Consider the following 20,863-nt stretch of genomic DNA (forward strand, 5'->3'; position numbering starts at 1 on the left):
CCACCAGCAACGGCATATGGACGCTATCCACTCGCGGATAGCGTCCATTTGCCGTTCTGCACCCCCGTGCGGTGTCAGCTCAACGTGCGGTAGAGCGCCGCCCACTCCTGAGCGGTGAGCCGCCCGGGCAGGGTCGTCGGCAAAACCCCGTGCGCATCCAGCCAGCGCGTGACCACCCGTCCGGGGGCCATCCCGCGCAGAATCGCACCGACCCCGGCACCGCGGCCGGTGAACACCCGCCGCACCAGGGCCTGGTAGGCGGCTCGCTCCGCGTACTCCACCAGCGGGGTACCCCGCCGCTGCAGCACGAGCACTCCCCCGTCGACGCTGGGCACCGGTCGGAAGGCGCGGGCGGGCACGCGTCCGGCGAGCGTGAACGTGTACCAGGGCCACCAGGTCGCGGTGAGCATCGTGGTCGCCCCGGCGGCGGCGCGCTTGCGCGCCACCTCCCACTGGACGAGGAGCACCGCGGTACCCCACGCCCGCTGGCCCAGCAGGTGGCGCAGCAGCGGAGTGGTGATCCCGAACGGCACGTTGGAGACCACGTGGTGCGGCTCCGGCTCGCGGAACCGGAGCAGGTCGCCGCGGACGACCTCGACCCGATCGCCGAACCGCCGCTGGAGCGTGGCGGCCCGGCGCGGGTCCAGTTCGACCGCGACGACCCGGTGCCCGGCGTCGACGAGCGCGGCGGTCAGCGCACCGGCACCGGCACCGAGTTCGACGACCCGGCCGGCGCCGCGGGGCACCAGGTCGACGAGGTTCCGAACGACGCGGGGGTCGACGAGAAAGTTCTGGCCCAGCTCGTGCGGGCCGGCAAAAGATCGAGACATGGAACGTCCTGCGCATCGGCGGAAGGGGGCAGCTCCGTCGACGGCGGTACGCACAAGGCGTCCACAGGAATGGCGCGTTACCGGTCGGGGCCTGAACCAGCCACCGACCGGGGTGCGAGCACCGCCGTCAGGCGGTGCGCAGCCGAAGCGCCTGCGTATGCATGGCCGCACGCTAACCCAGCGGGCCGACGCACGGCGAAGGAATATCGCGACGGCCGTCCGGACACCCCTCGCCCCCGGACGGCCGCCGCGGGCTCACCCTCCCCCGTCGGTCACCCCGTGTCGAGCAACTCAGAGCCACCCGCCGTAAGTCAACCGCCCCCGTCGGGCACCCCGTGTCGAGCAACTCAGAGCGACCGCCCGGGAGTCAACCGCCCAGCGGGTTGAGCAGCTCGGGCCGACTGTCGAACGCGTACCGGAGCAGTTCGACCATCGTGAACGTCCCGGGGTTCGGGCCGAGCGTCGGCCGCCAGAACGGATCCCGGACGATCGAGATCTTGCTGCCCTCGATGGCGCGGTGGAAGACCTCGGCGACGATCCGCCCGCCGACGCCGGTCAGCCGTCCGCCGTTGAGCTCGGACTCGCGCAGCACGTAGAACCAGAGCGGCGTGCGCGTGGTCAGCTCGGTCTCCTCCTCCGGCGTGAGGTCGGTGAGCACCGCACCCCCGTTGCCGGTGAGCAGGGCGGCCGGCTTCAGCGGCTCGATCCCGAACAGCTCCGCCATCTGCTGCCCGCTGGCCAGCCGCAGCCCGGTGGCCCGGAGCAGGTTGCGGAACGCGAGGTTGCGGTGGTCGTCCTGGATCGGACCGGTGCCCCGCTGGCCGAACGACCCGGACGGGAGCCGCTTCAGCGGATCGACCAGCAGCGTGTCGATCGGCCGCGCGAGGTTGAACTCCTCCGGCGGCACGATCAGCCCGGGAATTCCCGCGTCGCTGAAGTCGAAGAGCCGGCGGAAGTCCGCGATCCAGTTGGTCGGCAGCCGGTCGAACCGTCCGGAGTTCGGGTCGTCCAGGTCCTCGAGCGACGCTCCGCCGGTGAAGTTCCCGCTGACACCGCTGAAGGTGAACAACAGGAACAGCGTGCCGGGTCCGAATCCGCCCACCCGGAAGATCCGGTTCCACTGGTAGGCGTCGCGGATCATGCTGTGCCCGAAGCGGTACGCGGCGACCGAGAACTCGATCGGCATCGTCGGCCGGTCACCCGAGATCGCCTCGGAGCCGACGTCCGCGTACGGGTCCTCGCTCCCGGCGACCTCGAAGAACCGCCGCCCGTTGGTGAAGACGTCCTCGACGATCTCGGCGTCGACGACACGCGGCAGGAAGTCCGTGCGGACCATCCACTGGTAGTGCCGTACGACCCGCTCGCGGGCCATCTCGAACAGCCGCCCGGTCGGCACGCCGTCGTCGGCCAGGTCGCTGACCACTCGATTGTGGAACCGCAGGAACGCGAGGTGGGTCTGCGCGATCGCGAGGTTCTCGTCGTTGCGCTCGTCCGGGATCAACGGTTGGCGTCGCTCCTTGCGGGTGGCGCCGATGCCGACCCGCGGCAGGTCGTACCCGTCGAGCGGCACGTTCGTCCCGGGGCCCGGGATCGGCTCGGTCGCGCCCATCTTGAGCGAGACCCCGTCGGAGTCGTAGTAGATCCGGTCGGCGGAGTCGGGTCCGCGCCCGTAGACCGCGTCCAGGTCCAGCGCCGGCGACCGGCCCTGGAGTAACTCCTCCACGGTGACCTCGGTGCCGAGGCCGGTCCGGGTGGCGTCCATCGTGAGGTCGTGGTCGATGAACTGGCCGAGGTACGTGTATCCGGCCGGGATCCGGTTCGCGGTCTGCTCGTCGGACTGCTCGGGACCGGCCGTCATCGCGTTCGCGAGCTTGCCGATCAGCGCCCGGCTGGTCGGCTCACCCGGTGGGCCGAGCCGGGAGAATCGGAACTTGCGCAGCGAGGCGGTGGTGGATGGTCGACGGCAATAAGGCTTGCCGTTCTCGTGGGTGAGGATTCCCTCGCCCAATACGTAAAATTCGTCACGTACGTGTCGCTTCATCCCCGTGAACTTCCTACGCGACAGCTCTGTGGCGTAGCCGCGACCGCTCGATCGCGGTGCTGGGCCGCGGTAACCGGCCCGCCGGGGCACCTGCCACCGGTGCCTCGCAGGGAGCGTGAGCCGGTGACGTACGGACCGCCGCTCCCGAGATCGGCGGCCTCGCCCCGAGGTGCGCCGTGGCTGCGAATGTAGTCCCGGTTCGCAACAAGCGACCCAGCCGACTGCTGTCGGCTTTCCGTCACCGCGTTTCTAGTCGACGCCGGGGAGCGCGCCGTTCGGAGAACTCAGCCCTTGGCCATCTGGATCAGGCCACGGATGACGCCGATGATGCCGAAGAGCATCGGGCCGTACGCGACGACGTAGGAACTGCCCGGGTCGGCGAACGCGTAGGTGCCGACCGTGAGAACGAGGCCGACGAGGAAGAGCACCGCGCTTCCGACGGCGAGCTTCGTGCCGGGACGGTGCCACAGGCCGGACGCGGCTTCGACGGGCGGTGCTCCCTGGACTCCCTGAGCGGCGAACGCCTGCCCGGCCTGGGCGGGGTGCCCCGGGTAGCCGGGGTGGCCCTGCTGGCCGGGGTAGGCGGGGTTGCCGGCCTGCGGCCCGTAGCCGGGCGGGCCGTACGCGGGCTGCCCGGGATATCCGGGGTGGCCCTGCGGACCCGGACCCGGACCCGGCTGACCCGGGTAGCCCTGCGGACCCGGGTAGCCCTGCCCGGGACCCTGCTGGCCTGGGCGCTGCTGACCCGGGTCCTGAGGGCCGGGGTACCCCTGCTGGCCGGGCTGGCCCGGCTGCGGACCGTAACCGGGCTGGGCCGGGTAGGCGGACGCGGGCGGACCGGAGTGGCTCGCCGCCGCCTGAGGCGCGCCCCAGCCCGGCGAGGATGCCCCCTGGTAGCCACCGGACGGGACACCGCTCACGGGGTGACCCTGTCCCTGCTGCGGCGGCCCGTAGCCCTGGTGCGGCGGCTGCCCCGCGCTCGGGTAACCGTTGACCGGCCGCTCGTGGCCCGGTAACGGCGCCTGGCCCCCGTACTCCTGCGGTTGCATCACGTCTCCCCGTTCAGCCGATCTCCGGGGGCACTGTAGTCCTCTCCCGACTCACCAGTCCCGCCCGGTGCCGTCCGCGCACCGACTTCCCGAAAGAGCACCTCATCTGAGGGCCCGAGAGGTGGCCTTCCCGAAAACCCGCCCGCGGGACGGCGCGAGCGGTGTGGCGCGAGCGGTGTGGCGCGAGCGGTGTGGCGCGAGCGGTGTGGCGCGAGCGGTGTGGCGCGAGCGGTGTGGCGCGAGCGGTGTGGCGCGAGCGGTGTGGCGCGAGCGGTGTGGCGCGAGCGGTGTGGCGCGAGCGGTGTGGCGCGAGCGGTGTGGCGCGAGCGGTGTGGCGCGAGCGGTGTGGCGCGAGCGGTGTGGCGCGAGCGGTGTGGCGCGAGCGGTGTGGCGCGAGCGGTGTGGCGCGAGCGGTGTGGCGCGAGCGGTGTGGCGCGAGCGGTGTGGCGCGAGCGGTGTGGCGCGAGCGGTGTGGCGCGAGCGGTGTGGCGCGAGCGGTGTGGCGCGAGCGGTGTGGCGCGAGCGGTGTGGCGCGAGCGGTGTGGCGCGAGCGGTGTGGCGCGAGCGGTGTGGCGCGAGCGGTGTGGCGCGAGCGGTGTGGCGCAGTGCGGACGACGCGTCAGCGCACGGTTCGGAGGACGGCGGCGAGTTCCGGCAGCCCGACGCCGACCAGTGACTCGCGCTGGACCCGGCGCGGCCCCACCGGCACCGGCGCTTCGCTCGGCACCACCAGGACCGGGCAGCCGGCAGCCTCCGCCGAGGCGGTGCCGTTCACCGAGTCCTCGATCGCGACGCAGTCCGCCGGCTCCACGCCGAGCAGCGCGGCCGCCCGCAGGTACGGCTCCGGGTGGGGCTTGGAGTGCGCCACCTCGTCCCCGCACACCACCGCGTCGAAGTTCTCCCGGCCCAGCGTGTCCAGCGCGACCTCGACCAGGTTGCGTCGGGTCGCGGTGACCAGCGCGGTCGGGATCCGCGCGTCCCGGACGGCGGCCAGCAGTTCCCGGGCACCCGGCCGCCAGACCAGCGCGGTCGTGAACAGCTCCCGCATCCGGTTCGACAGCCACGCCCCGCTGGTCTCGATGTCCAGGTCGGGACGGCCCAGGTCGGCGTGCAGGATCTCCATCGACAGCGCGAGCGGCGCCCCGATCATCGTCACTCGCGCGGCGTGCGACAGCTCCCCGCCGAGGTGCCGGGCCAGCTCCTCCAGCCCGATGTCCCACAGCTTCTCGCTGTCGAACAGCGTCCCGTCCATGTCGAACAGGACGCCGTCCGGCAGACGCGAGGCGACGATCTCGGCTTCCGGCAGTGGGGCGCTCACCGGGCGGCGAAGTACTTGGCTTCGGGGTGGTGCACCACGATCGCGGACGTGGACTGCTCCGGGTGCAGCTGGAACTCCTCGGACAGCTTGACCCCGATCTGGTGCGGCTTGACCAGCTCGAACATCTGCTCCTGCTGCTCCAGATCCGGGCAGGCCGGGTAGCCGAACGAGTACCGGGCGCCCCGGTACTGCAGGTCGAAGTAGTCCTCGACCTTCGTCGGGTCCTGTCCGGCGAACCCGAGCTCGGACCGCACCCGCGAGTGCCAGTACTCCGCCAGGGCCTCGGTGAGCTGCACCGACAGGCCGTGCACCTCGAGGTAGTCGCGGTAGTTGTTCGCCGCGAACAGCTCGTTGGCGTACTCGGCGATCCGGTTGCCCATCGTCACGACCTGGAACGCGACGACGTCCGTCCGGCCCTCAGCCGTCGCGGTCTCCCGCGAACGGAAGAAGTCCGACAGGCAGAGCCGCCGGTCGCGGACCTGCCGCGGGAAGCGGAACCGCACGCGCTCGGCCGACGCCGGGTCTTCGGACTCCAGCACGATCAGCTGGTTACCTTCGGAGACCGCCGGAAAGTAGCCGTAGACCACGGCCGCCTCCAGCACCCGGTCGGCCAGCAGCCGGTCGAGCCAGTAGCGCAGCCGCGGCCGCCCCTCGGTCTCCACCAGCTCCTCGTAGGACGGACCCTGGCCTCCGCGGGCGCCACGCAGCCCCCACTGGCCGAGGAACGTGGCGCGCTCGTCGAGCAGCCCCGCGTAGTCGGCGAGCGGAATGCCCTTGACCACCCGGTCGCCCCAGAACGGCGGCGTCGGCACCGGGTTGTCGGTCGCGACGTCCGACCGCACGCTCTCGTCGTCCACCGAGATCTCGGGACCGGCCTTGGCCTTGCGCTCGGCGGCGATCCGGGCCGACCGCTCGTGCCTGGCCTTGCGCTCGGCGGCCTTGCGCGCCTCTTCCTCGCTATCGGCCGGCGCCGTGCCGCCGCGCTTGGCGAGCATCAGCGCGTCCATCAGCCGGAGGCCCTCGAACGCGTCGCGCGCGTACCGCACGTCGCCCGCGTACATCTCGGCCAGGTCGTTCTCGACGTAGGCGCGGGTGAGCGCCGCACCGCCGAGCATCACCGGCCAGCGCGCGGCGACGCCGCGCGTGTTCATCTCGGCGAGGTTCTCCTTCATGACCACCGTGGACTTCACCAGCAGGCCGGACATGCCGATGACGTCGGCCCGGTGCTCCTCCGCGGCGTCGAGGATCGCGTTCACCGGCTGCTTGATGCCGATGTTGACGACGTTGTAGCCGTTGTTGCTCAGGATGATGTCGACGAGGTTCTTGCCGATGTCGTGGACGTCGCCCTTGACCGTGGCGAGCACGATCGTGCCCTTGCCCTCGTCGTCCTCGTGGCGCTCCATGTGCGGCTCGAGGTGGGCGACCGCGGTCTTCATGACCTCGGCCGACTGGAGGACGAACGGCAGCTGCATCTGGCCGGAGCCGAACAGCTCGCCGACCGTCTTCATGCCGGAGAGCAGCGTGTCGTTGATGATGTCGAGCGCCGGCTTCTCCTGCAGCGCGGCGTCCAGATCGGCTTCCAGGCCGTTGCGCTCGCCGTCGACGATCCGGCGCTGCAAGCGCTCCTCGAGCGGCAGGGCCGCGAGTTCCTCGGCGCGCGAGATCGCGCTGGACTTGGCGTCGACGCCGTCGAACAGCTCCAGCAGGTGCTGCAGCGGGTCGTAGCCCTCGCGGCGGCGGTCGTAGATCAGGTCGAGCGCGGTCTCCCGCTGCTCCTCCTGGATCTTCGAGATCGGCAGGATCTTGCTCGCGTGCACGATCGCCGAGTCGAGTCCCGCTTCGCGGCACTCGTGCAGGAAGACCGAGTTGAGCACCTGGCGGGCGGCCGGGTTCAGGCCGAACGAGATGTTCGACAGACCCAGCGTCGTCTGGACCTTCGGGTGGCGACGCTTGAGCTCGCGGATGCCCTCGATCGTCTCCAGGCCGTCGCGGCGGCTCTCCTCCTGGCCGGTCGCGATCGTGAACGTGAGCATGTCGACGACGATGTCCGACTCGGACATGCCCCACTTCTCGGTGAGGTCGGTGATCAGCCGCTCGGCGATCCGGACCTTGTGCTCGGCGGTCCGGGCCTGGCCCTCCTCGTCGATCGTCAGGGCGACGACCGCCGCGCCGTGCTCCTTGATGATCGGCATGATCCGGGCGAACCGGGACTCCGGACCGTCGCCGTCCTCGAAGTTCACCGAGTTGACGATCGACCGGCCGCCGAGCGACTCCAGCCCGGCCTCGATGACGTCGACCTCGGTCGAGTCGAGCATGATCGGCAGCGTGGACGCGGTGGCGAACCGGCCGGCCAGCTCACGCATGTCGGCGGCGCCGTCCCGGCCCACGTAGTCGACGCAGAGGTCGATCAGGTGCGAGCCGTCCCGGGTCGCCTCCCGGGCGATCTCGACGCAGTCCTGCCAACGACCCTCGAGCATCGCCTCGCGGAACTTCTTCGAGCCGTTGGCGTTGGTCCGCTCGCCGATCATCAGGGCGCTGGCGTCCTGCTGGAACGGCACCGACTGGTAGATGCTGGCGACGCTGGGCTCGCTGTCGGGCGTCCGGGTGGCCGGCGTGAGGTCCTTGACCGCCTCCGCGACCTGGCGGATGTGCTCGGGCGTGGTGCCGCAGCAGCCCCCGATGAGCGTCGCGCCGTACTCGGTGACGAACCGGGACAGCGCGGTGGCGAGCTCGGCCGGCTGCAGCGGGTAGACCGCGCCGTTCGGGCCCAGCTCGGGCAGGCCGGCGTTGGGCATCACCGAGAGGCCCACGTGACCGTGCTGGGAGAGGTAGCGGAGGTGCTCGCTCATCTCGGCCGGGCCGGTGGCGCAGTTGAGGCCGAGGTAGTCGACGCCGAGCGGCTCCAGCGCGGTGACCGCGGCGCCGATCTCGCTGCCCAGCAGCATGGTGCCGGTGGTCTCGACCGTGACGTGGCAGATCAGCGGGACCCGCTTGCCGAGCTTGGCCATCGCCCGCTGGGCGCCGACGATCGCGGCCTTGGCCTGGAGCAGGTCCTGGCAGGTCTCGACGATGATCGCGTCGGCGCCGCCGGTGAGCAGGCCCTCGGCCTGGGTCTGGAAGGCGTCGCGGAGCATGGCGTACGGCGCGTGGCCGAGCGTCGGCAGCTTGGTGCCTGGGCCGACCGAGCCGAGCACGAACCGGGGCCGGTCGGGCGTCGAGAAGCCGTCGGCGACCTCCCTGGCCAGCCGCGCGCCCTTCTCGTTCAACTCGAAGATGCGCTCGACGATGTCGTACTCCGCGAAGTTCGCGAAATTGCCGCCGAACGTGTTGGTTTCGACGAGGTCGGCGCCGGCGGCGAAGTACGCCTCGTGGACCGACTTGACGACGTCCGGGCGGGTGGCGTTGAGGACCTCGTTACACCCTTCGAGGCCTTCGAAGTCGTCCAACGTCAGGTCAGCGGCCTGGAGCATCGTGCCCATCGCCCCGTCGGAGACGAGGACCCGCTCGGCGAGGGCGGACGTGAGGGCAGTGGCCGGCGTGTTCCGCAGGATGGACACCATGCTGTCAAGGTTACCGTGACCCGTGTGCACCCTCACCGAGCCACTGCTCTTGCGGCCGGTCTTTCGGTGATTCTTCCGGGCGCACTTCCGACGACGCGGAGGCAGGACCGAGTCGGATTCGGGATAGTTCGGGCGTTGACGTCGATGCTCTGGGCGGCACCGCCCCTCGCGGGTTGCGGGCGTCGTAGGGTGGTTCCGTGACCGTGTACCCCGACCGCTTCCTCTGCTCCGCTCCTCGGTCGCTAGGACTCCCTGCGATGCTCCCCACCGTGGCGGCCAGCGCAGTGGAGGCGGTCTCATGACTGTGTACCCCGCCTGCCTCCTCCGCTCCGCTCCTCGGTCGCTAGGGCTCCCTGCGATGCTCACTGCGGAGGCGGTCTCATGACCGAGTTCGACGGACTACCCGTGCTGCGCTCCCCCGTCGTGATCGCGGCGTTCGAGGGATGGAACGACGCGGGTGACGCGGCGACGGCCGTGGTCGAGCATCTCGAACTGGAGTGGCAGGCCAAGCCGGTCGCCGAGATCGACCCGGACGACTACTACGACTTCCAGGTCAACCGGCCCATGGTGACGATGTCCGAAGAGCCCAGCGGCCGGCGGATCGAGTGGCCGACCACGCGCGTCTCCACGTGCACGCCGCCCGGCGCCGACCGGGACGTCGTCCTGGTCCGCGGCATCGAGCCGAACATGCGCTGGCGGGGCTTCTGCGAGGAGATCCTGGAACTGTTCCACGCGCTCGACGTCGAGCAGGTCGTGCTGCTCGGTGCGCTGCTCGCGGACACTCCGCACTCCCGTCAGTTCCCGGTGACCGGCAGCGCGTCCGACCCCGAGTTGGCCAACCGGTACGACGTCCAGCAGACCAAATACGAGGGGCCGACCGGCATCGTCGGCGTGCTGCACGACGCGTGCGTGCGGGCGGAGATCCCGTCGCTGTCGTACTGGGCGCAGGTGCCGCACTACGTCGCGCAGGCACCGAACCCGAAGGCGACGCTGGCGCTGCTGCACACGCTGGAGAACGTGCTCGACCTGCGGGTGCCGATGGGTGAGCTGGCCGAGCGGGCCGCGGCGTGGGAGTCGCAGGTCAACGAGCTGGCCGCGTCGGATGCGGACATGGCCGAGTACATCCGGACGCTGGAGCAGCGGGACGGGGACGAGGAGATGCCCCAGGCGTCCGGCGAGGACCTCGCGCGGGAGTTCGAGAAGTACCTCCGCCGCCGCGGCGGCACGGCCGGCCCCGGCGGCCCAGCAGTCTGAACCCCCTCGGCCGCAAGGATCCACCGGCAGCACCGCGGTCCCACGGGCCCCGCAGCACGCCGGTCACAGCGGCCCCTGCAACCACACCAGCCCGGGTGGACCGTACTGGTGGACTTCCGCCAAGATAGTCCCGCCACGACCGTGCACTTACGCGGTGCATTTCGTATTATTTCACCACTTGTGCGCGGAAGGCCCGGTGCCCGCGCATCTCGCGGACCCGAGGAGCTCGCCACCGTGACCAGCGCTCGACCCATTTCGTCCTCGTGGCGGAAGAGCAGCTACAGCATCGAGGAGAACTGTGTCGAGGTGGCGGCCGACGGCGTGCTGATCCGAGTGCGCGACTCCAAGCGCCCGGACGGTCATCGCCTGACCCTCACCCGCTCGATGTGGGCCGAGTTCATCGCGACTGTCCGCACTACCGCCCGTTAGTCCCCGCCCGTTAGTCGCCCTCGAGCGCGGCGATCGCTTCGCTGACCAGCGTCTCCGCCGACTGATCGATCGCCAGGTTCTCGGCTTCGAAGAACAGGTCGAGGTGCTTTGTCGTCGGCATGTCCTGGTTCTCTGCGGCAAACTCATCCTCTCGGGTAAGAAGGGCACCCGTGAGCCGCTCGATGTACAGCAGATTCGGTTCGTCCGGATCGTCGAACTCAAGCAGCACCGACGGCCATCGCAGGAGCGGATAGAAGCCGGCGCCGAACGGCACGACGTAAAGCGTGATCGCGTCGGATCTCATAAGTTCGACCAGATGTCGCAGTTGCTCACGCATTACATTCCGACCGCCGACCACTCGGCGAATAACCGCTTCATCGACGATAAAGAACATCCTCGGCCCGTTCCCGCCCAGGAGTAACTCCTGACGATCCAGACGCAGTTCTAGCGTACGCTGCGTCCGGTTGTCATCCGGCGCATTAGACGCCTCCGACACCAGAGCTCTCGCGTACTCCTCTGTTTGCAGCAGTCCGGGAACGACTAAAGGTTCGAAACTTCGGATGATCGCCGCGGACGGCTCGTGGGCCAAATACTCGAGGAACTGGGCTGAGATCACATCGCTGTAAATGGTCCAGTTCGAGCGTCGGCGGGCGGCGCGCGCCATGTCGACCAGCGTCCGGACCCGTTCATCTTCGGTGACCCGATAGAGGGCCGCGAGCGCTCGGAGATCGTTGGTCGAGACCGTGACGACGCCACTCTCGATCCGGATCAGCTTGGACAAAGACCAGTCCATCTCCTGCGCAACGTCGCGCTGGGTCAGGCCCGCCTGCTCCCGCGCCTCGCGTAAGGCTGCGCGGAGCCGGCGCCGCAGGACGACCGGATCGACATCTCGCGAGTCCATAGTGCTCCCCCCGGCAGGGCCAATTGCGAGATGCCACCTCGCTAAGGGCCAGCAGGCGAACAGCCTACAGCCCCAGTTCGGCGACTTTACGACATTCTGCGAATTGTCCCCATCGTCCAGCGTTCGCAAAATGCAGCGAACACGTTGCAGAGGGGAGGTTCCGCAAGGAAGAAGACGACTCGCCAGCTAGCTAATCGATCGCAATCAGGTGCCGGTTTTCCGACCGTCTACGGTTTATCTAGGCCATCGAACTCGGTCGACCGGAGTGATCGGTACGCGGGCCGGACTGTCATTTCGGCCGTACCCCTCATCGCCTGGGTACTTTCGCGCAAGGAGCGAACAGTGGCGATTCGAGAGACCGGGGAAGGCGAGCGGCGGGGAAATACCCCGCCCACCATTCCTCGGTGGATGTTGCTCTTGGTGGCCGTCGAGACCGCTGTGATCATCGGACAGGCGGCTGGCATCCTGGCAGCGATGAGCGGACGGACGGGCCTCGAGGCCGTAACCGTCGGCTTCGTGGTGATCGGCGCCTGCATCCCGCTGCTCCTGGGAGTGATCGGGTTTCTGTCCGAGCACAACGGCTGAGCGGCACGGCCGTCTGCCGCCCGGTCCCGGCCGCACCGCCGGAGGCCTGGGTAGGGTCGGCAAGCATGCGACACGTCCACCTCTGGCTGCGCGCGCACCCGTGGGTGTTCGACGGGCTCGCGGCGATCGTCGTCGTACTGCTCACGCTGATGCTCTTCCCCGCCCTCTCCAATAGCGGCGCGTGGATCGAGGCGTTCTTCCCGTTCGTGTTCGTCGTACCGATCCTGCTCCGCACCCGGTACCCGGTCGCCGCGCTCTACCTCACCGCCGCGCTCGGCCTCGCCGCGCTGGTGACGTTCCGCCTGCCGCACCCCGCGGCGCTGTTCACCGGCATCGTGATGGCCTACTCCGCGGCGGTCTACACGCCGCGGCGCCACTCCTGGGCGGCGCTGGCGCTGTCCCTGGGCGCCGGCCTGATCGGCGGGGTGCGCTGGTCGTACGTGATCGTGCAGCTGACCGGCTCGTCGTACACGCTCGGCGAGCTGACCCTGCGCAACCAGATCATCGCCCTCGGCGCCTCGGTGGTCGTCGCCTGCGCACCGCTGGTCATCGCCTGGCTGTGGGGCGGCGTCGTCCACACCCGCCACGCCTACCTGCAGGAAGCCCTCGACCGCGCCAATCGGCTGGAGCGCGAGCGGGACGCGCTGGCCAGGCTGGCGGTGGTGGAGGAGCGCGGCCGGATCGCCCGGGACCTGCACGACGTCGTCGCCCACAGCCTGTCGGTCGTCGTGCTGCAGGCGGACGGCGCCCGACACGTCCTGGAGACCGACCCGGCTCGCGCCGCCCGCGCGCTGGAGGTCATCGGCCGCACCGGCCGGGAGGCCACCGCCGAGATGCGCCGTCTGCTCGGGGTTCTGCGCAGCCCCGACACGTCCGACGCGCCGGACCGAACGCCTCAGCCGGAGCTGGCCGGGATCGAGCACCTGGTGGACCAGGTCCGTAGCTCGGGACTCCCGGTCACGCTGCACGTGAGGGGCGACCTCGCCGCGGTCCCGGCGAGCGCCGGTCTGTCCGCGTACCGCATCGTCCAGGAGGCTCTGACGAACACGTTGCGACACGGCGGTCCGGGGGCGTCGGCCGAGGTCCGCGCCGAGGTTCGGCCCGAGGGCCTGTCGGTCTGCGTTCTCGACGACGGGCGCGGCGCCGCCGCCGCGAACGACGGTGCCGGGCTCGGGCTGCTCGGCATGCGGGAACGCGCGGCTGCGGTCGGCGGCGAGGTCACCGCCGGGCCCCGTCCGGGCGGCGGATTCGAGGTAACGGCGTGGCTGCCGTACGAGTCGATGGCGGTCGCCTGATGAACCCTTTCCAACCTCCGGGCAGCTCGCAGGTCGAGCGACCTCAGCAGGCACCGGTCGAAAAAAGTTCAATGATCCGCGTCTTGCTCGTCGACGATCAGGAGCTGGTCCGCTCCGGCCTGCGGATGGTGCTGGACGCCCAGGACGGCCTCACCGTGGTCGACGAGGCCGGTGACGGGCTCGCCGCCGTCGAACGCGTGCGCGCCGGTGGGGTCGACGTCGTCGTGATGGACGTGCGGATGCCCCGGCTGGACGGCGTCGGCGCGACCGAGCGGATCGCCACGCTGCCCGATCCGCCGCGGGTGCTGCTGCTGACCACGTTCGACCTGGACGAGTACGCGTTCGCCGGGTTGCGGGCCGGCGCCGCCGGTTTCCTGCTCAAGGACGTTCCGACCACCGAGCTGGTGAGCGCGATCCGATCGGTGCACGACGGGGATGCCGTCGTCGCCCCGTCCACCACCCGGCGGCTGCTCGACCGCTTCCTGCCCCACCTCCCCGGGCCGGAGGCCCCCGCTCCGGACGCGTTCGCCGAGCTCACCGCCCGGGAGCGCGAGGTGCTGGTTCTGATCGCCCAGGGCCTCTCCAACGCGGAGATCTCCGAGGCGCTGTTCCTCAGCGAGGGCACGGTGAAGACCCACGTCAGCCGGGTGCTGACCAAGCTCGGCGTCCGCGACCGGGTGCAGGCCGTGGTGCTCGCGTACCAGTCCGGCCTGGTCGGCCTGGAGCGGTAGCCGGGTACATCGCACGACAGACCCGGCTACGCCGGAAGACCCATCGTCCGACCGACCCGATCCGCGACGGCAGCCAGACGCTTTCCCCGCGCACGATTTCTACCGTCATCGGCATGACTACACCCCCCACCGCGGTGACCGCGACCGAGCTGACGAAGACCTACGGCACCGGCGACACCCGGGTCGCCGCGCTGCGCGGCGTCTCGCTGGTCGTGCCGTCCGGAGAGTTCCTCGCGATCATGGGGCCGTCCGGCTCGGGCAAGTCGACGCTGCTGCACTGCCTCGCCGGTCTGGACACCGCAAGCTCCGGCCGGGTCCGCATCGGGGATAGCGAACTCGGCGGACTCTCCGACGGACGCCTGACCCGCCTGCGCCGGGACGCGGTCGGGTTCGTCTTCCAGTCGTTCAACCTGTTGCCGACGCTGTCCGCGGCGGACAACATCCTGCTTCCGCTGCGGCTGGCCGGGCGCCGTCCGGACCAGGCGTGGCTGGACCGGGTGATCGACCTGCTCGGCCTCGCCGACCGGATGCACCACCGTCCCGCGCAGCTCTCCGGCGGTCAGCAGCAGCGGGTCGCGTGCGCCCGTGCGCTGATCACCCGGCCGCGGGTGATCTTCGCCGACGAACCGACCGGGAACCTGGACTCCCGGGCCGGCGCCGAGGTGCTCAGCCTGCTGCGCGCCAGCGTTCGCGAGCTGGGCCAGACCGTGGTGATGGTGACGCACGATCCGCGCGCGGCGAGCTACGCCGACCGGGTCGTGTTCCTCGCCGACGGCCGGATCGTCGACGAGGTGACCCAGCCGACGCCCGACGTGGTCCTGGACCGGGTCGGCCGGCTCGAGACGCGGGCCGCCTGATGCTGCGCGTCGCCCTCAGCCGGGTGCGGCACCAGTTCGGTTCGCTGCTCCTGCTCTCGCTCGCCGTCGCCGCCGCGGTGGCGTTCCTGGCCAGCGCGTTCACGCTCGGCGACGCGATCCGTGCCGCCGTGTACCGGGAGACCGCGGCGCAGGCCGCGCACGTCGCGGCGCACGTGACGCCGATCGAGGCACTGCTGACCGACGCGGACGTCCGGACGCTCGGCGAGCTGCCGGGGGTGGAGGCTGTCCAGCCCCGGATGGAGTTCGCGACGGTCACGCTCGTCCGGACCGACGGCCGCGTCGTCCGGCTGCCCGGCGTGCCGACGCTGACGGCGTTCGTCGCACCGGTGATCCCCGACCTCACCGACCACGAACTGCTGCGTGGCCGCTTCCCGGCCGCGCCCGGCGAGTTGGTGGTCGGGCAGGACGTCGCCGAGGCGCAGGACTGGCAACCGGGTGCCCGCGTCACCGTCCTGGACACCGCCCGCGGCGAGCATCCGTTCACGATCACCGGCGTCGTCGAACCGAACAACGACGAGGGCGGCGTCGGCCTGCTCCCGGCCGACTACGCGGCGATGCTCCAGACCTCCGACAGCCGGGGCTGGACGGCGCTGGACGTCGCCGGCTCGGTCACGCCCGACGCGGTGGGCACCGCGCTGGGCGGTCGCGCGTCCGTCATCTCCGGCGCCGAGTACGCCGACGAACTGGCCTCCAACGTGCTCGGTGGGTCGATCACCGACATCATCCGCGGCCTCAAGCTGTTCTCCTGGGTCGCCGTCGCGGTGGCGCTGGCGGTCGCGTACAACTCGTTCGGGATCGTGCTGGCGCAGCGTCGACGCGAAGTCGCGCTGGTGCGCTGCGTGGGCGCCGGGCGCGGACAGGTGTTCCGCGCGGTGATCGTCGAGGCCGTGCTGGTCGGCGTCCTCGCCGCGGTCCTCGGTTACGTCGCCGGGCAAGGCTTGGCGATGCTCGCCGCGCTGGGCCTCGGCATGGTCGCCGGCCAGGCGCCCGACGGGCTGAGCGTCGAGTTCTCCGCGGCCGCCGCGGTGGTCGCGCTGCTGGTCGGCGTCGTGGTCTCGGTGCTGGCGGCGGTGCTGCCTGCGCGGGCAGCGACCCGGGTCGCTCCGGTCCGGGCGCTGACCGACCAGGGCGAGCTGGTCGAGGACCGCAGGGTCGGGTGGCTCCGGGCCGGCGTCGGGACGCTGCTGCTCGCGGCTGGGGGCGGGCTCGCCTGGTACGCGGCCGTGGAGCACGATCCCTGGCCCGGCATCGGCGGCGGCTTCCTGGTGATGCTCGCGCTGCTGGCGCTCGGCCCGGTCGTGGTCGGCCCGCTCGTCCGAATCGTCGGATGGCCCGGTCGCCTGGCCGGAGCCGCGGGGCACCTGGCCGCGGCGAACGGCGCGCGGCACCCGCGACGGACCGCCGCCGTGACCAACGCGCTGACGATCGGCATCGGGCTGGTCACCGTCCTGCTGGTCGGCGCGGCGTCGCTGCAGCGAACCGCGACCGAGCAGCTCACCGGCGGTTACCACGCCGACTTCCGCCTCTCCAGCGTGGCTCCGGCCGCCGACGGCTCCGAGTACGCGCCGTTGCCGTCCGGGCTCGCCGACCGCCTGGGCCGCGCGCCCGAGTTGGCGGATCCCGTTCCGATCCGGGAGCGGACCGTCGACCGGATCGTCGCGCCGCGCGGCACGCTCGGCGTCGGGATCGCGGCGGTCGACCCGGACCAGCTGCGTGCGCACCTGTCGCAGAAGTTCGCCGTGTCCGGCGAACTCGAGGACTTCGGGACCGGTTCGGTCGTCCTGACGACCGCGGCCGCCGAGGAATTGGGGGACGTCCGGGCAGGCGAGACCGTGCGGGTGGACGGCGCGTCGCTCCGGGTGGCCGCGGTGGTCAGCGGGGGGTTCGAGTCGCCGTTCGGCGCGATGACGGTCAGCACGGCGGACTTCGCGCGGCTCTACGGGCCCGGTGACCCGACCGGGTTCCTGCTCTGGTCGCAGTCGGGGGTCGACGCGGCAGCGGCGCGCAGCGCGATCGATGCCACGGTCGCCACGCTGCCGGACGTCGACGTCGACGACATCGCCCGAGGGCGGGCGGAGATCACCTCCACGATCGACCAGTTGCTCGCGGCCGGCGGACTCCTGGTCGGGATGGCGATCCTGGTCGCGATCCTCGGCGTGATGATCACGCTGACGCTGTCGGTGCTCGAGCGGCGGCGGGAGATCGCGGTGCTGCGGGCACTGGGGCTGACCCGGCGCCAGCTCTACGCGACGTTGACGCTGGAGGGCGCGATCATGGCGTTGCTCGCGGCCGTCATCGGGTCGGTGCTCGGCATCGCGCTCGGGATCGCGGGGTCGTACGCGGCGTTCGGCGTCGACGAGGACTTCCTGATCGCGGTTCCGGCGGGACGGATCCTGCTGGTGCTGGTGGGGGCCGCGCTGGTCGGCGTCGCGGCGGCGCTACCGCCCGCCCGCCGGGCGTCCAAGACGGCTCCCGTGGCGGCCCTCGCCGCGGCCTGAGGGTTCCGCCCGGACGACCGCCGCTAATGGTTGGCGCGCCGTCCGGGCGGAGCACCGCCCTTTGGGGGTGGCGCACACAGTGGTTGGCGCGCTTTCCGGGTGGCGCACCCAGTGGTTGGCGCCCTTTGCGGCTGGCGCACCCGTGGTTGGCGCGCATTCCGGGTGGCGCACCGAGTGGTTGGCGTGCATTCCGTGCCATGGCACGGAATNCCCCCCGAGATGGTTGTCGACCATTCCGTGCCATGGCACGGAATGGTCGACAACCATCTCGGGGGGACCCGGAAACGGCGACAACCACCCCCTCGACAGCGTGTGTCACCACTTCGCGTCGATCCGTGCAGGACACCTGCGCCGCACCGCGCGGGGGGCCGGCGCACAGCACGGCCAGCGCGAAGAGCCAACGACGCGCGACGCCCGTCAGAACACGACGCCCGTCAGAGCGCGATACCGAGCAGGGCGTCGACGGTGCTGCGCACCAGGGCCGGGGCGGACGGGTCGGACTGCGCGCCGCCGGACAGCGCCTCGTCCGCCCAGCGGTCGACGGCCTGCACCGCGGCCGGGCTGTCCAGGTCGTCCGCGAGTCGTTCCCGGACCCGCGCCAGCAGCTCCACGGCGGACGGACCGGCGGCGAGCGCGGTCGCGTCCCGCCAGCGAGCGAGGCGCGCTTGCGCCTCCTCCAGCACCGCGGGCGTCCACGATCGATCGGTGCGGTAGTGACCGGAGAGCAGCGCCAGCCGGATCGCCATCGGATCCACGCGGTCACCGCGCAGCCGGGAGACGAACACCAGGTTGCCGCGCGACTTCGACATCTTCTCGCCGTCCAGCCCGATCATCCCCGCGTGGACGTAGTGCCGCGCGAACGGCCACTGGTCGGCGGCGGCCTCGGCGTGCAGGGCGGACATCTCGTGGTGCGGGAAGATCAGGTCCGAGCCGCCGCCCTGGACGTCGATGCCCATGCCGAGGCGGTTGACGGCGATCGCCGCGCACTCCACGTGCCAGCCCGGGCGTCCGGGCCCGACCGGCGACGGCCAGCTCGGCTCGCCCTCCCGGGCGCCGCGCCAGAGCAGCGGGTCGAGTGGGTCGCGCTTGCCCGGCCGGTCGGGGTCTCCCCCGCGCTCGGCGAAGAAGCGCGCCATCGTCTCCGCGTCGTAGCCGGACTCGTACCCGAACCGGCCGGCGCCGTGGATGTCCTGGTAGACGTCGCCCGATCCGTCTTCGATCCGGTAGGCGACGCCGATCGAGACGAGCTTCTCGACCAGCTCGGCGATCTCCTCGACGGCTTCGACGACGCCGACGTAGTGCGCCGGCGGGAGCACCCGCAGCGCGGTCATGTCCTCGCGGAACAGCGCGGTCTCCCGCATGCCGAGGACGATCCAGTCCTCGCCGTCCCGGTTGGCGCGCTCGAACAGCGGGTCGTCGACGTCGGTCACGTTCTGGACGTAGTCCACGTCGTGCCCGCCGTCCCGCCAGACCCGGTTCACCAGGTCGAACGTGAGATACGTGGCGGCGTGGCCGAGGTGGGTGGCGTCGTACGGGGTGATGCCGCAGACGTACATCCGGGCGGTCGGCCCCGGTGCGGTCGGCCGGACCTCACGGGTGGCCGAGTCGTACAGCCGCAGCGGGATGCCGGTTCCGGGGAGAAGGGGCACATCGGGGCGCGGCCAGCTCTGCATATCCCGAGCGTATCCGCCCTCCTGTCGGTTTCGAACGAGTGTCCTGCCCGGCGGGCGGCGTCCCGTGCCCGCTGCGTGCCACACACTCGCCGTCCGCTTTACGGACATCCGTCCGCTCAAGCCGTCCACCCGGCTACGAGCTGCCGCAGCACCGCCCCGGGGGTTGACAGCACACGCCGGTCGCACGATCGTTGCCCCAGCGTAGGCGCGATCGCTGTACGGACAGACGTCCGGCATTTCCGCGCAGTCGGGACACGACGAAGGAGTCGAGTACTCATGAGCGATCAGATCTCCGACCAGCTCCGGTCCGGCCGCCCGATCGTGCTGCGCGGCGGCACCGTCCTGCCGATGACCGACGCACCGAACAGCGGCCCCCGATCGGTCCTCCGCGACACCGACGTCCTGATCGTCGGCGAGCGGATCGAAGCGATCGGGCCGGAGCTCGCCGTCCCGGACGGCACCGTGGAGATCGACGCGATCGGCGGCATCGTGCTGCCCGGCATGGTCGACACGCACCGGCACATGTGGCAGACCGCGATGCGCGGCTACGGCGCCGACTGGACGCTCACCCAGTACTTCGTCTTCTACTACCTGCAGCACGGCAAGACGTTCCGGCCGCAGGACATCTACGCGGGCAACCTGCTCTCGGCGATCGAGGCGATCGACGCCGGCGTCACCACGACCGTGGACTGGTCGCACAACAACCACACCACGCAGCACGCCGACGCCGCGGTCGACGCTCTGGAGGCGGTCCCCGGCCGGTTCGTTTTCGCCTACGGCAACATCCAGGCCGGCGCGTGGGAGTGGACCGCGACGCCCGAGTTCCGGGACTTCGTCGAGCGCCGGATGCACCGCGGCGACATGCTCGGCTTCCAGCTGGCGTTCGACGTGACCGGCGACCCGGCGTTCCCGGAGAAGGCGGCGTTCGAGGTCGCCCGCGAGCTCGGCGCGAACGTCACCACGCACGCCGGGGTCTGGGGCGCGACCAACGACGACGGCATCCGCCTGATGTACGAAAACGGCTTCATGACGCCCGGCACCGTCTACGTGCACGCCGCGACGCTGAACGACGACTCGTACCAGCGGATCGCGGCCACCGGCGGCTCGGTGTCGGTCTCCACCGAGAGCGAGCAGAGCTGCGGTCAGGGCTACCCGCCCACCTGGGCGCTGCGCAAGCACGGTATTCCGGTCTCGCTGTCGATGGACACCAGCGTGTGGTGGAGCGGCGACCTGTTCTCAGCCATGCGGGCGACGCTCGGCGCCGACCGGTCGCGCGAGCACCTGGAGGCGCACCGGGCCGGCGAGACCGTGACGCACTCGCACCTGCGCGCCGACCAGGTCGTCGAGTGGGCGACGCGGGGCGGCGCGGCCGCGCTGGGGATCGACCACCTGGTCGGTCGCCTGGCGCCGGGCCTCAAGGCCGACGTCGTGCTGATCAAGAACGACGCGTCACCGGTGATGTTCCCGGTGCTCAACCCCTACGGGCACGTCGCCTTCCAGGCGCAGCGCGCCGACGTGCACACGGTGCTGGTGGACGGCCGGGCCGTGAAGCACGACGGCAAGCTGCTCGGGATCGACCTGGAGACGGCACGCCGGGCGATCACCGAGACCGTCGAGTACCTACAGGGTCAGCTCGGCGAGGAGGCCTGGGCGGCGGGAATGAACCCCGACGTCCCGGAGACCAAGATCCTCGACAACCCGTACACCTACACCCAATACCGCAGCGCCTCGACCCACGAAGCCTGAGCACCCGCATGCTTTGACCTGGAGCCCGCCCAGGACGAGCGCCGCAGGTGCAAGGTTCGAACCTGGAGCCCGTCC

Annotated in this window: 15 protein-coding genes; 8 read left to right on the plus strand and 7 right to left on the minus strand. The window is 71.1% G+C overall.

Translation table 11 applies throughout. The annotated features are described in order from the left end of the window. Positions 1–74: 74 nt before the first annotated feature. The 5 genes from erm to metH form a co-directional block, all read right to left on the minus strand. Positions 75–830, minus strand: a complete 756-nt coding sequence (gene erm / locus ABEB28_RS36485; protein WP_345732852.1) for a 23S ribosomal RNA methyltransferase Erm — start codon at positions 828–830, stop codon at positions 75–77. Positions 831–1,197: 367 nt separating this feature from the next. Further along, positions 1,198–2,871, minus strand: a complete 1,674-nt coding sequence (locus ABEB28_RS36490; RefSeq protein WP_345732853.1) for a peroxidase family protein — start codon at positions 2,869–2,871, stop codon at positions 1,198–1,200. Positions 2,872–3,155: 284 nt separating this feature from the next. Beyond that, the gene (locus ABEB28_RS36495) at positions 3,156–3,920 is read right to left on the minus strand and encodes a hypothetical protein (RefSeq protein ID WP_345732854.1); all 765 of its coding nucleotides are present in this window, start codon (positions 3,918–3,920) and stop codon (positions 3,156–3,158) included. A 619-nt stretch (positions 3,921–4,539) separates the two neighbouring features. After that, positions 4,540–5,238 (minus strand): HAD family hydrolase, encoded by a 699-nt coding sequence (locus tag ABEB28_RS36500; protein ID WP_345732855.1) that lies wholly within the window; start codon positions 5,236–5,238, stop codon positions 4,540–4,542. Next, on the minus strand, positions 5,235–8,798 hold the full coding sequence (gene metH / locus ABEB28_RS36505) for a methionine synthase (RefSeq protein WP_345732856.1): 3,564 nt from the start codon (positions 8,796–8,798) through the stop codon (positions 5,235–5,237). The genes ABEB28_RS36500 and metH overlap by 4 nt, the downstream gene beginning before the upstream one ends. Positions 8,799–9,179: 381 nt before the next feature. Here metH and ABEB28_RS36510 point away from each other — a divergent pair, with 381 nt between their 5' ends. Next, positions 9,180–10,052, plus strand: a complete 873-nt coding sequence (locus ABEB28_RS36510; protein ID WP_345732857.1) for a PAC2 family protein — start codon at positions 9,180–9,182, stop codon at positions 10,050–10,052. A gap of 234 nt (positions 10,053–10,286) precedes the next feature. Further along, entirely contained in the window at positions 10,287–10,481 is a 195-nt protein-coding gene (locus ABEB28_RS36515; protein WP_345732858.1) for a DUF397 domain-containing protein, read from the plus strand. Positions 10,482–10,491: 10 nt separating this feature from the next. Here the strand turns inward: ABEB28_RS36515 and ABEB28_RS36520 are convergent, their stop codons facing one another. Further along, positions 10,492–11,382: a helix-turn-helix domain-containing protein gene (locus tag ABEB28_RS36520; protein ID WP_345732859.1), complete on the minus strand. Its 891-nt coding sequence runs from the start codon at positions 11,380–11,382 to the stop codon at positions 10,492–10,494. A 342-nt stretch (positions 11,383–11,724) separates the two neighbouring features. On the opposite strand from ABEB28_RS36520, the gene ABEB28_RS36525 reads away from it, so the two are divergent. From ABEB28_RS36525 to ABEB28_RS36545, 5 genes are all read left to right on the plus strand, one after another. After that, positions 11,725–11,967, plus strand: a complete 243-nt coding sequence (locus ABEB28_RS36525) for a hypothetical protein (protein WP_345732860.1) — start codon at positions 11,725–11,727, stop codon at positions 11,965–11,967. Between the two features lie 65 nt (positions 11,968–12,032). Further along, a complete protein-coding gene (locus tag ABEB28_RS36530; RefSeq protein ID WP_345732861.1) occupies positions 12,033–13,262 on the plus strand; it encodes a sensor histidine kinase in 1,230 nt (409 codons plus the stop codon). Positions 13,263–13,333: 71 nt separating this feature from the next. Further along, positions 13,334–13,993, plus strand: a complete 660-nt coding sequence (locus ABEB28_RS36535) for a response regulator (protein ID WP_345732862.1) — start codon at positions 13,334–13,336, stop codon at positions 13,991–13,993. Positions 13,994–14,106: 113 nt separating this feature from the next. Further along, complete coding sequence (locus ABEB28_RS36540) at positions 14,107–14,850, plus strand: ABC transporter ATP-binding protein (protein ID WP_345732863.1); 744 nt, start codon at positions 14,107–14,109, stop codon at positions 14,848–14,850. Further along, complete coding sequence (locus tag ABEB28_RS36545) at positions 14,850–17,369, plus strand: FtsX-like permease family protein (RefSeq protein WP_345732864.1); 2,520 nt, start codon at positions 14,850–14,852, stop codon at positions 17,367–17,369. The genes ABEB28_RS36540 and ABEB28_RS36545 overlap by 1 nt, the downstream gene beginning before the upstream one ends. A gap of 434 nt (positions 17,370–17,803) precedes the next feature. Here ABEB28_RS36545 and mshC read toward each other — a convergent pair whose 3' ends face one another. Next, positions 17,804–19,042 carry a cysteine--1-D-myo-inosityl 2-amino-2-deoxy-alpha-D-glucopyranoside ligase gene (mshC, locus tag ABEB28_RS36550; protein WP_345732865.1) on the minus strand — a complete coding sequence of 413 codons (1,239 nt, stop codon included), beginning with the start codon at positions 19,040–19,042 and terminating at the stop codon, positions 17,804–17,806. A gap of 276 nt (positions 19,043–19,318) precedes the next feature. On the opposite strand from mshC, the gene ABEB28_RS36555 reads away from it, so the two are divergent. Next, positions 19,319–20,788 carry an amidohydrolase family protein gene (locus ABEB28_RS36555; RefSeq protein WP_345732866.1) on the plus strand — a complete coding sequence of 490 codons (1,470 nt, stop codon included), beginning with the start codon at positions 19,319–19,321 and terminating at the stop codon, positions 20,786–20,788. Positions 20,789–20,863: the final 75 nt, after the last annotated feature.

This window comes from Cryptosporangium minutisporangium, from assembly GCF_039536245.1.
Lineage (GTDB): Bacteria > Actinomycetota > Actinomycetes > Mycobacteriales > Cryptosporangiaceae > Cryptosporangium > Cryptosporangium minutisporangium.